The organism is Novosphingobium hassiacum (genome assembly GCF_014196055.1).
GTDB classification, from domain to species: Bacteria; Pseudomonadota; Alphaproteobacteria; order Sphingomonadales; family Sphingomonadaceae; genus Novosphingobium; species Novosphingobium hassiacum.
In genome coordinates this window covers 109,674-119,486 of record NZ_JACICY010000008.1, presented here as the reverse complement: position 1 = coordinate 119,486, position 9,813 = coordinate 109,674, and the positions used below count along the sequence as shown (strand labels likewise).

The window sequence follows — 9,813 nt, the reverse complement described above, 5'->3', positions numbered from 1 at the left end:
CTCGGCCATTTCAAAACCGGGCACTCACCCAAGAACCGTTCGTGTCGAGCGTAGTCGAGACACCTGCGCGCGGTGTCTCGACTACGCTCGACACGAACGGATCTTAAAGGCTTTTGCGCGTTAGATCTCGCTGTCAGCCAGGACCGCAGCGCGCAGCTCCTCGATGCCCATCTTCTTTTCCGACGAAGTTACAAGCACTTCGGGATAGGCAGCAGTCCGCTTGCGCGCAGCGGCGATCGTCTCTGCCGTGACCTTCTCGAGCTCTTCAGCCTTGATCTTGTCCGCTTTGGTCAGCACGACGCGATAGCCGACGGCTGCCTCGTCGAGCATGCGCATCATGTCGTTATCGACATCCTTGATGCCGTGGCGCGCGTCGATCAGCAGCAGCACGCGCTTGAGCACGACCCGCCCACGCAGGAAATCGCGCACAAGCTTGCGCCATTGCTCGGTCACCGCAGGCGGCGCTTTGGCAAAGCCGTAGCCGGGCATATCGACCAGCTGCATCACCGTGGGATCGCCGACCTCGAAGAAGTTCAATTCCTGCGTGCGCCCCGGCGTGACCGAGGTGCGCGCGATCGACTTGCGCCCGGTCAAAGCATTGAGCAGGGAGGACTTGCCGACGTTGGAGCGCCCCGCAAACGCGATTTCGGGTACGTCCGGATCGGGCAGGAACTTGAGCGACGGCGCGGACTTGATGAACTCGATGCGCCCCGAAAAGAGCACACGCGCGCGTTCGATCAGCTCTGCCTTGATGGCGTCTTCTTCACTCACCGTGTGGTCTTCGGCTTGCGCGGCGAAGCTGCCTTCTGCTCACGCGTGACAACCCGATCGACATCGATCTGGTCCTTGTCAGCCTGCGCCTTCAGCTGCGGATGCTTGCTGTAGAGGAACTTCTGCTGCGCGATGGTGAGGATATTCGAAGTGATCCAGTAGATCAGCAGGCCTGCCGCGAACGGCGCCATCACGAACATCATGATCCATGGCATGATCGAGAAGATCTGCTGCTGTGCCGGGTCCATCGCCGCTGGCTGCAGCTTGAACTGCAGGAACATCGTGAAGCCGAGCAGGATCGCCAGCACGCCGATGGCGAGGAAACTTGGCGGCGTGAACGGCAGCAGGCCAAACAGGTTCAGCACGTGCAGCGGATCGGGCGCGGACAAGTCCTTGATCCACAGCGCGAAAGGCTGGTGACGCATTTCAATGGTCAGCACCAGCACCTTGTAGAGCGCGAAGAACACCGGAATCTGCAGGAAGATCGGCAGGCAACCCGCGAGCGGATTGACCTTCTCGGTCTTGTACAGCTCCATGATCTTCTGCTGCTGCGTCTGCTTGTCGTCCTTGTAGCGTTCCTGCAGGGCCTTCATCTTGGGCTGCAGCGCGCGCATCGCCGCCATCGAGGCGAACTGGCGCTGCGCGATCGGGAACATCACGCCGCGCACCACGAGCGTCAGCAGGATGATCGCGACGCCGAAGTTCTTGACCAGCTTGAACAGCGAATCGAGCAGCCAGAAGATCGGCTTCTCGAACCAGCGGAACCAGCCCCAGTCGATCGACAGGCTGAAGTTTGTGACGCCGGCCGCCTCGTACTTTTCAAGGACGGCGTTTTCCTTCGCGCCGGTGAACAGGCGCACGGTCTGCGCCTGCGTCCGACCCGGCGCTACCGAGACCGAAGGATAGATCAGGTCGGCGCGAAAGACGCCCGAACCGAGCGAGCGAAATGCCGCTTCAGCCTTGGCGTTGGCGTCTGGCACCAGCGCCGACAGCCAGTAGATGTCGGTAAAGCCGATCCAATTTGCGGTGCCCTTGAAGGGAATAGCTTGCCCCGGCGCTTCGGCGACGGTCGAGTAATTGTTGTCGAAAGTCACCGATCCGTCGAACGCGCCGATCGGACCGGAATGCACGTTCCACGTATCGAGACTAGCGGTCTTGTCGGTGCGATTGACCAAGGCGAACGGCTTGACCACGACCGGCGCAGGGCCGGCGTTGGCAACACCTTGCGTGGCAGTGATCATGTAATCGCCATCGATCGCATAGCGGATCGAATAGGTCTGGCCGCTGGTGTTACTCCAGCGCAAGGTGACCGGCGTCTGCGGGGTCAGCCGCGTACCATCAGCGGTCCACATCGTGTTGGCATCCGGCGCGGCAATGCCTTCGCCGACCCAACCGATCTGGGCATAGTGCTGCGCGGGCGTGCCAGCGGGCGAAAACAGGCGGACGGGCGCGCTGTTCTTGTCAACGCTCTCGCGGTGGCGGGCGAGCGTCACGTCATCGACCAGCGCGCCCTTGAGGTTGATCGAACCCTTGAGCCCCGGAGCGTCGATCACGATGCGGTGACCGGCGGCGAGTTCGGCGGCGAGGTCCTTCTTCTCCAACGCGATGTCGCCCGCATTCTGCAGGCCGCCTTCGCGCGTCGGCTTGGGCTTGGACGCATCCGCAGGCGCGGCGGCGGTGGTCGCGGCGGCCCTGGGCTGAACTGCCGGCGCGGGGTAGAACCAGCGCATCGCCGAATCCCAGCCGAGCAGGAGCAGGCCGGTCAGGATCACCGCCATGATGAGATTGCGCTGGTTCTGCACCGTCGTTTACGTCCTGTCAGTCGTGGCCACGTTGTCGGCGGCGCTGGAAATTCATGCGGTCAGGGAACCGGGTCATAGCCGTGGCCGCCCCATGGGTGGCAGCGCAATAGCCGCTTCGTCGCCAGCCAGCCACCCTTAATCGCGCCGTGCTTTTCGACCGCCTCGATCGCGTATTGCGAACACGACGGAGCATAGCGGCACGAGGGCGGAAGCACGCGCGAGGGGCCGAGTTGCCAGCCCCGCGCGATGAGGATGAGCAGGCGTTTCACTTGCGTGGCTTGCGCGGACCGCCGCGCTTCCTCGGCGGATCACCCTTGCCTTCAGCAGCGCGCGAAAGCGCAACGGCCAGTTCATCGCGCAACATCGCAAAATCGCGCTCGACCCCACCTTCGCGTCCGATCATCACGTGATCAGCGCCGGAAATACCCGCTTGCGGCAGAGCATCGCGCAAGAGCGCGCGGAAGCGGCGTTTCATGCGATTGCGAACGACCGCGTTGCCGATCTTCTTGGTAACCGTGACCCCGAAGCGCATGTCGGCTTCGTCGGCCGGGGCCGATTCGGTCTTTACCAACAGCACGAATCCGGGCCTTGCGACCCGGATCCCGTGGTTTGCAGCAACGAAGTCCGCCCGCTTCCGGATCGGGGCGATTCGGGTCATGCCCTCAACCGCCGGTTCCGGAGGACGGACGCCTGTGGTCAGGCCGACAGCTTCTTGCGACCGCGCGAACGGCGGGCTGCGAGAATCTTGCGACCACCCGGAGTAGCCGAGCGGGTACGGAAGCCGTGGCGACGGGCGCGTACGAGATTGCTGGGCTGGAAAGTGCGCTTCATCGGTTTGCTCTTCTCAATAGAATCGGTGAACAGGCGATCATCGCCGCAAGCGCGACGTGCCGTAATCAGGGGGTGGCCGATAGGCGAACCGGGCACTTGCGTCAAGCCTTGGACAAACCGCTCCAATGCGTTGCGAGGCGGGCGCGGAACGGTTACGGCACATGGATGAATCAGGGAAACGACCCGAGCCAGGACCAGGTCAGGGCGCATTGGTGGCAGCGGGCCCCGCGAATCCCGACGCTGGCGCTGTTCGCCGTTGTGGCCCTGGCGCTGCTCGGCACCTTCGCGCTGATCCTGACGACGGTAGAGGCGGAACGCAGCCAGCGCCAGCAAGCGGCCCGTACCAGCGGCATCCTTGCTTCGATCGACGAAATCGTGCGCTCGACGATCAGCGGCGAGACCGGACAACGCGGCTACTTCATCACCAGCGATTCACGGTATCTTGCGCCCTATCTCGATGGGCAGCGGCGCTACACCTTCGAATTGGCGCGGCTGCGCGAGCAGATGGGCGACGATTTGCCCGCCGAGCAGGAGCGGCTGCTGGCCGAGATCGCGCGGCTGGGCGATGCCAAGTGGGCCGAGATGACGGGCGTGATCGAACTGGTGCAGCAGCGGCGGATACCCGATGCACACGCGCGGGTGCTGTCTGACGAGGGCCAGCTGGCGATGGAAGGCATGCGCCGCGCGGTGGCCAAGCTCGAGGCGATCGAACGTGCGCGACTTGATGAAGCGGTGCAGTCGGCAGCACTGGCCGAGGCGCGCATCCTGCCCTCGCTTGCCGCGCTGTTCGTGGTGATCGTCTGCGCGCTGGCGCTCGGGCTGTGGCAGGCGATTCGCAAAGCCGAGGCCGAAGCGCTCGCTGAGGGTGCGGCAGCGATATCCGCGGCACGCGACCGGGCCGACCTGCTCGCCAAGGAACTGAACCACCGCGTCAAGAACCTGTTCGCTGTCATCCTCGCGATCGTGAAGATGTCGGCGCGCGGCGATACTGCGGCAGCGCCTGCGGTGGACCGCATCGCCAAGCGCATCCACGCACTCGTTACCGCGCACGAGGTTACCCAAGGCACGGGCCAGGCGCAGACGGTCGATTTCGCCGACCTGATCGGCAAGGTAATCGCGCCCTACAAATCGAGTAGCGAACGGTGCGAGCTATCAGGCGGCGAACTGGTGCTGCCGGGGCGGCATGCGGTCCCGCTGGGGCTGGTGCTGCACGAACTGGTGACCAACGCGGTCAAGTATGGCGCATGGTCGCAACCGGGCGGATTGCTCCGCGTGACCTGGGAAAACGTCGATGGCCGCGCGCATGTCCGATGGGAAGAGCATGGCCAGGCGGGCGTCGTGGCAGAGCCGGGACGCGAGGGCTTTGGCTCGGCGCTTATTCGTTCGTCCGAGCGCCAGTTGGGCGGGACAATCGCCCGCTCGTTCGGTGAGGACGGTATACTGGTCGAGATGAACTTCCCGCTGACAGGCGAGGACGCCTGAGCGCCCTCGCCTGCGGGAAAGTCAATGCTTCGATTCGCGGGTCGGCTGAACCATCCCGGGTACAATGAAGCCCAAGGGGCCGGGTTCCATCGCGCGCTTCTTGAGCTCGCCCTTCATCCGGCCGTACTCTTCTTCCATCTGCAACGTGACCGTGGCGCGGGAATCTTCCAGCGCATCGGCAAAGTCTGCCGCTGTCACCTCGCGCACTTCGCCGCCCGCACGACGGATCGCGTTGAGGCCTGCACGGCGGACGACGTCCTCCAGATCCGCACCGGTGAAGCGGTCTGTCGCAGCCGCGATCTTGCCCAGATCGACGTCGCCAGCCAACGGCATCGCCTTGGTGTGGATACCAAGGATGCGCGCGCGCCCTTCGACGCTGGGCGTGCCGACATAGACCAGTTCGTCAAACCGCCCTGGCCGAAGCAGCGCCGGATCGACAAGGTTGGGCCGGTTGGTCGCGCCGATGACGATGACCGACTGCAGCTCTTCAAGACCATCCATCTCGGCAAGAATGGTGTTGACCACCCGCGCCGTGACTTGCGGCTCACCCTGCCCGCTGCCGCGTGCAGGCACGAGGCTGTCGATCTCGTCGATGAACACGATGCACGGTGCCACCTGACGGGCACGGGCGAACAGCCGCGCGATCTGTTGCTCGCTCTCGCCGTACCATTTGGACAGGAGATCGGACGATTTGATCGCGATGAAGTTCGCCTCGGCTTCCTTGGCGACGGCTTTGGCGAGTAGCGTCTTGCCGGTTCCGGGCGGGCCATAGAGCAGAAAGCCCTTGGCCGGTCGGATGCCGAGGCGGTGGAACGCGTCGGGGTTCTTCAGGGGAAGTTCGACGCCTTCGCGCAGCTTTTCCTGAGCATCGTCGAGCCCGCCGATGTCGGCCCAGCCGACGGTCGGGGCCTGAACCATGACTTCGCGCATGGCCGAGGGCTGCACGCGCTTCAGCGCCTTGACGAAGTCCTCGCGCTCGACACGCAAGTCGTCCAGCACCTCCTGCGGAACGGTCTGCTGTTCGAAGTCGAGCTTGGGCATGATCCGGCGCACGGCATCGATCGCGGCCTCACGCGCCAGTGCGGCGATGTCTGCACCAACGAAACCGTGCGTAGTCCGCGCCAGCTCCTTGAGATCGACGTCCTCAGCCAGCGGCATGCCGCGGGTATGGATGCCGAAGATCTCGCGGCGGCCCGATTCGTCAGGCACCCCGACCACGATCTCACGGTCAAAACGGCCGGGACGACGCAGCGCCTCATCGATCGCATCGGGCCGGTTGGTCGCGGCGATGACGACGAGGTTCGAGCGGGCATGCAGCCCGTCCATCAGCGTGAGCAGTTGCGCAACCAAGCGCTTCTCCGCCTCGCCGTGAACTTCGCTGCGCTTGGGCGCGATCGAATCGATCTCGTCGATGAAGATGATCGAAGGCGCGGCCTTGGTCGCCTCCTCGAACACTTCGCGCAGGCGCTTTTCGCTCTCGCCATAGGCCGAGCCCATGATCTCGGGGCCGTTGATGGTGAAGAACGCGGCGTCGCTTTCGTTGGCGACCGCGCGGGCCAGGCGTGTCTTCCCGGTTCCCGGCGGACCATGCAGCAACACCCCCTTGGGCGGATCGACGCCGAGGCGGGTGAACAGTTCGGGGTAGCGCAGCGGCAGTTCGACCATCTCGCGCAACTGGCGGATGGTATCGCCCATGCCGCCGACGTCGTCGTAGTTGACGTCGGCGCGGCTCGAACGCGGCTCCTCGTATTCTGGCCGCAGTTCGACTTCGGTGTTCTCGTCGATGTGGACCACGCCCTTGGGCACGGTCGAGACGACAGTCAGGCGGATCTGGGTCAGTGCAAAGGCTGGCGCGTTGAGCATCTGGCGCAATTGCGGCGGCATGTCGTCGCGGCTGACCTGCTGCTGGCCGGCGGTGGCGACAAGATCGCCCATGACCAGCGGACGCCCGGCGAAGTTACGCTTCAGGGCAACCGCAGGCCCCTGCAGACGCAAGTCCTTCTGCGCCGGCGCGAACACCACGCGCTGCGCCGGGCGCGAATCGACCTTGCGGACCTCGACATGTTCGCCCGATCCGACATCGGCATTGGCGCGCTGCAAGCCGTCGAGACGGATGAGCTCAAGGCCTTCGTCTTCGGGATAGGGCTGAATCACGCGCGCAGCGGTCGAGCGCTTACCCACGATCTCGATCACATCGCCCTCGGTCACACCCAATTGCGACATCAGGTGTCGGCTGATGCGGGCAATGCCGTGTCCGCTTTCTTCCTGTCGCGCGCCTGCGACCTGCAGCCGCAACGTGCGCGCGTCGGTCCGGGTATCGGTTGCCGCATCTGCCATGAGTTTGAATTCCCCTTGATCAGCCGTCAGGGACCGATGTGGGAACCCGGCGTCGGGTTTTCAAACGCGGGAGTGGCGCGATGGTTGCCGGGGCTGCGGCAGACAGGGCTCGACAACCCGTAACCCGCAGATTGAAAGACAAAAAAATGGCCCGGCAGTTGCCCGCCAGGCCGGAAAGTTTTGGGAGAGGATGCCTGAAAGGCAATATCTGTATGCCCCTCACCCTATTTTTGTGCAAGTGCGAAATGGGCAATTGCGTGTGCATTTTTTGCAAACGCCCTCCTACCTCTCTGTTTTACTAGGGTTTTATAGTTGTTTCAAAGGAAACTGAACGATCCCATCCTATTGATCCGCCTCGGATTTCGTGAGGCGGCGACTGCCGTGCTGCAAGTGCGAACCGCCCGAAATGACAGGTCAGCGGGCGCAGCCACGCTGGGTATCGGGCCCGATGCGGCGAATCACGGTGAATGGGTAGTCGGCATCCGACATCCCATCCGAGCAGGTTTCACGCCATATTTCCAGTTCCAGCGGCTTCCCGCCGATGCTGCCGGTGTAAAGCGCGCGCTTGCCCGCGTCCTTGCGGACTATGCTGATGGTCGCGCCTTCCTGAGTCACCGGCGTGGTGTAGGTCAGCCGGGTGCCCTCGACCTCCGCCGACCAGAACGGTTCTGTGCCGAGCGCGCGGAACTTCTGCGGGACGGTCGTCAAGATCGGCGGCGGGGTGACAGGCGTTTCGGCCGACGTCGGCATGGACACGGGCGCGGGTTCACTCGCACGCTCCGAAGGCTCGGCCTCGGGCGCGGGCGAACAGCCAGTGATCAGGGCGACCACCAGGAGCGGGGCGACAAGTGCGGCGGGACATCTCATGCCCGCCATGTCTGCGCCCGCACCGCGCGTGCCAAGCCTCAATGCGCCAGCAGCAGCGGGATCTGCGACCGGTCGAGCATTTCGCGTGAAACCCCGCCCATCAGCAATTCGCGCAAGCGGCTGTGGCCGAACAGGCCCATCACAATAAGCCTTGCGCCGACCTCGCGCGCGCATTCCTCAATGGTGAAGGCGATCGAGCCATTGCGTTCCTTCTCGTGCACTTGCGCATGAATGTCGTGGCGCGAAAGGTAGCAGGCGGCGTCGGCTGCGGGAAACGTGCCGTCCTTTTCGCGCACGGTCAGGAGGTGGACCGCGCTCGCGCGGGCGAGCAGCGGCAGCGCGGCACGCACGGCATTGGCCGATTCGTGTCCGCCGTCCCAGGCAACCAGCACCGGCGCGTCGAACGCCAGCATCTGAACCCCGCGCGGCACCGCCAGAACCGGGCACCGCAACGACAGCACGATCTCCTCCAGCGCGGGATCATCGAGCGTGGCGACCAGCACATCGGCAAAGCGCGCCGCTGCGGCGGCCGCTTCGACTCGTCCCGAATCGTCGATCGTCACGTCGAACGGCACATCCTGCGGGGCCAGGCGCGCGTCGAGATCGCAGGCGAGCTTTTCGTCCAGTTCGCGCGCATCGCTGATCGCGGTGGCAGAGATGGCCGCGCCTCCAAACGGCTCCCACACCGCCATCTGCGCAAACGGCGTGGCGATCTGGAAGGTAACGTGGCCACCGATGGCACGCGCGAGAGCGAGGGCGGTTTCGACGCGGTCGTCCAGTGTTTCGGACCTGTCGATCGGGCAAAGAATGGAGCGCATGGGGATCGTCCTCTCTTGTGATGCCCTACCGTCTGCCCGGATGATGCGCCCCGCCATGACCTGCGTCAAATCGAGCTGCAATTCTGAATTAGTTGCCGGGGTTCATCGATCGGTTAAAGCAACATCGTCTTATGGTTCGTCATTGCGACCCCGGCGCAGGCCGGGGGGAAGCAATCCAGAGCGCCAGACGCAACAACTCTGGATTGCTTCGGCCTTCGGCCTCGCAATGACGAAAGTTGGGGACTTCAGGAGGACGGATGCCCTATTCGGCGGTGATTTTCGATTTCGGCGGGGTGATTACCTCGTCGCCGTTCGAGGCGTTCAACCGGCTGGAGTCGGAGCGCGGGTTGCCGCAGGATTTCGTGCGGCAGGTCAATGCCCGCCATGGCGACACCAATGCCTGGGCGCTGTTCGAACGTGCAGAGATCGATGCTGAGGAATTTGACCGGCGGTTTGCTGCCGAAGCGCGTGCGCTGGGCCATGACCTCGACGGCGCATCGGTCCTCGCCGTGCTGGCAGGCGCGGTGCGTCCGGCAATGGTCGCCGCGCTCGATACACTGAAGGCCAAGGGCTACCGGTTGGGCTGCATCACCAACAACGTTCCCTCGGGCCACGGCGCAGGCATGGCCCGCAGTTCCGATAACCGCGACGAACTCGAACAGATCTTCGCGCGGTTCGAGCATGTGATCGAAAGCAGCAAGGCTGGCGCCCGCAAGCCCGACCCGCGGATTTACCTGATGATGTGTGATTTGATGGGATTGGCGCCGCAGGACTGCGTGTATCTTGATGACTTGGGGATCAACTGCAAACCTGCGGCGGCGCTGGGGATGCGGGCGATCAAGGTGACGAGTGGCGAGCAGGCGCTGGCGGAATTGGGGGCGGTGTTGGGGGTTGGGTTTTAAGGA

At 64.1% G+C, this 9,813-nt stretch carries 10 protein-coding genes; 2 read left to right on the top strand and 8 right to left on the bottom strand.

Features of this window, described 5'->3' with window-relative positions; translation table 11 throughout:
* Positions 1-120: 120 nt before the first annotated feature.
* Genes yihA through rpmH form a run of 5 tightly spaced genes read right to left on the bottom strand, consistent with a single transcriptional unit; the run spans position 121 to position 3,404 of the window.
* On the bottom strand, positions 121-771 hold the full coding sequence (gene yihA / locus GGQ88_RS15930) for a ribosome biogenesis GTP-binding protein YihA/YsxC (RefSeq protein WP_183614435.1): 651 nt from the start codon (positions 769-771) through the stop codon (positions 121-123).
* A complete protein-coding gene (yidC, locus tag GGQ88_RS15925) occupies positions 768-2,573 on the bottom strand; it encodes a membrane protein insertase YidC (RefSeq protein ID WP_183614434.1) in 1,806 nt (601 codons plus the stop codon). Before yidC ends, yihA begins: the two co-directional genes overlap by 4 nt.
* Before the next feature lie 59 nt (positions 2,574-2,632).
* Positions 2,633-2,842: a membrane protein insertion efficiency factor YidD gene (gene yidD / locus GGQ88_RS15920; RefSeq protein ID WP_183614433.1), complete on the bottom strand. Its 210-nt coding sequence runs from the start codon at positions 2,840-2,842 to the stop codon at positions 2,633-2,635.
* Positions 2,839-3,231 (bottom strand): ribonuclease P protein component, encoded by a 393-nt coding sequence (gene rnpA, locus GGQ88_RS15915; protein WP_183614432.1) that lies wholly within the window; start codon positions 3,229-3,231, stop codon positions 2,839-2,841. The genes yidD and rnpA overlap by 4 nt, the downstream gene beginning before the upstream one ends.
* Positions 3,232-3,269: 38 nt before the next feature.
* A complete protein-coding gene (gene rpmH / locus GGQ88_RS15910) occupies positions 3,270-3,404 on the bottom strand; it encodes a 50S ribosomal protein L34 (protein WP_054107782.1) in 135 nt (44 codons plus the stop codon).
* Between the two features lie 165 nt (positions 3,405-3,569).
* Between rpmH and GGQ88_RS15905 the strand changes: the two genes are divergently transcribed.
* The gene (locus GGQ88_RS15905; protein WP_183614431.1) at positions 3,570-4,886 is read left to right on the top strand and encodes a sensor histidine kinase; all 1,317 of its coding nucleotides are present in this window, start codon (positions 3,570-3,572) and stop codon (positions 4,884-4,886) included.
* 21 nt (positions 4,887-4,907) lie between these two features.
* On the opposite strand, the gene GGQ88_RS15900 is transcribed toward GGQ88_RS15905, so the two are convergent.
* From GGQ88_RS15900 to GGQ88_RS15890, 3 genes are all read right to left on the bottom strand, one after another.
* Complete coding sequence (locus tag GGQ88_RS15900) at positions 4,908-7,223, bottom strand: CDC48 family AAA ATPase (protein ID WP_183614430.1); 2,316 nt, start codon at positions 7,221-7,223, stop codon at positions 4,908-4,910.
* 414 nt (positions 7,224-7,637) lie between these two features.
* Positions 7,638-8,099 (bottom strand): COG3650 family protein, encoded by a 462-nt coding sequence (locus GGQ88_RS15895; protein ID WP_183614429.1) that lies wholly within the window; start codon positions 8,097-8,099, stop codon positions 7,638-7,640.
* 29 nt (positions 8,100-8,128) lie between these two features.
* Positions 8,129-8,908, bottom strand: a complete 780-nt coding sequence (locus GGQ88_RS15890) for a universal stress protein (protein WP_183614428.1) — start codon at positions 8,906-8,908, stop codon at positions 8,129-8,131.
* A 257-nt stretch (positions 8,909-9,165) separates the two neighbouring features.
* Between GGQ88_RS15890 and GGQ88_RS15885 the strand changes: the two genes are divergently transcribed.
* Positions 9,166-9,810 (top strand): HAD-IA family hydrolase, encoded by a 645-nt coding sequence (locus tag GGQ88_RS15885; RefSeq protein WP_183614427.1) that lies wholly within the window; start codon positions 9,166-9,168, stop codon positions 9,808-9,810.
* Positions 9,811-9,813: the final 3 nt, after the last annotated feature.

Coding starts and splice junctions, on each gene's coding strand:
- rnpA (WP_183614432.1), bottom strand. CDS start 3,231: ATGACCCGAATCGCCCCGATCCGGAAGCGGGCGGACTTCGTTGCTGCA.
- rpmH (WP_054107782.1), bottom strand. CDS start 3,404: ATGAAGCGCACTTTCCAGCCCAGCAATCTCGTACGCGCCCGTCGCCAC.
- GGQ88_RS15905 (WP_183614431.1), top strand. CDS start 3,570: ATGAATCAGGGAAACGACCCGAGCCAGGACCAGGTCAGGGCGCATTGG.
- GGQ88_RS15900 (WP_183614430.1), bottom strand. CDS start 7,223: ATGGCAGATGCGGCAACCGATACCCGGACCGACGCGCGCACGTTGCGG.
- GGQ88_RS15895 (WP_183614429.1), bottom strand. CDS start 8,099: ATGGCGGGCATGAGATGTCCCGCCGCACTTGTCGCCCCGCTCCTGGTG.
- GGQ88_RS15890 (WP_183614428.1), bottom strand. CDS start 8,908: ATGCGCTCCATTCTTTGCCCGATCGACAGGTCCGAAACACTGGACGAC.
- GGQ88_RS15885 (WP_183614427.1), top strand. CDS start 9,166: ATGCCCTATTCGGCGGTGATTTTCGATTTCGGCGGGGTGATTACCTCG.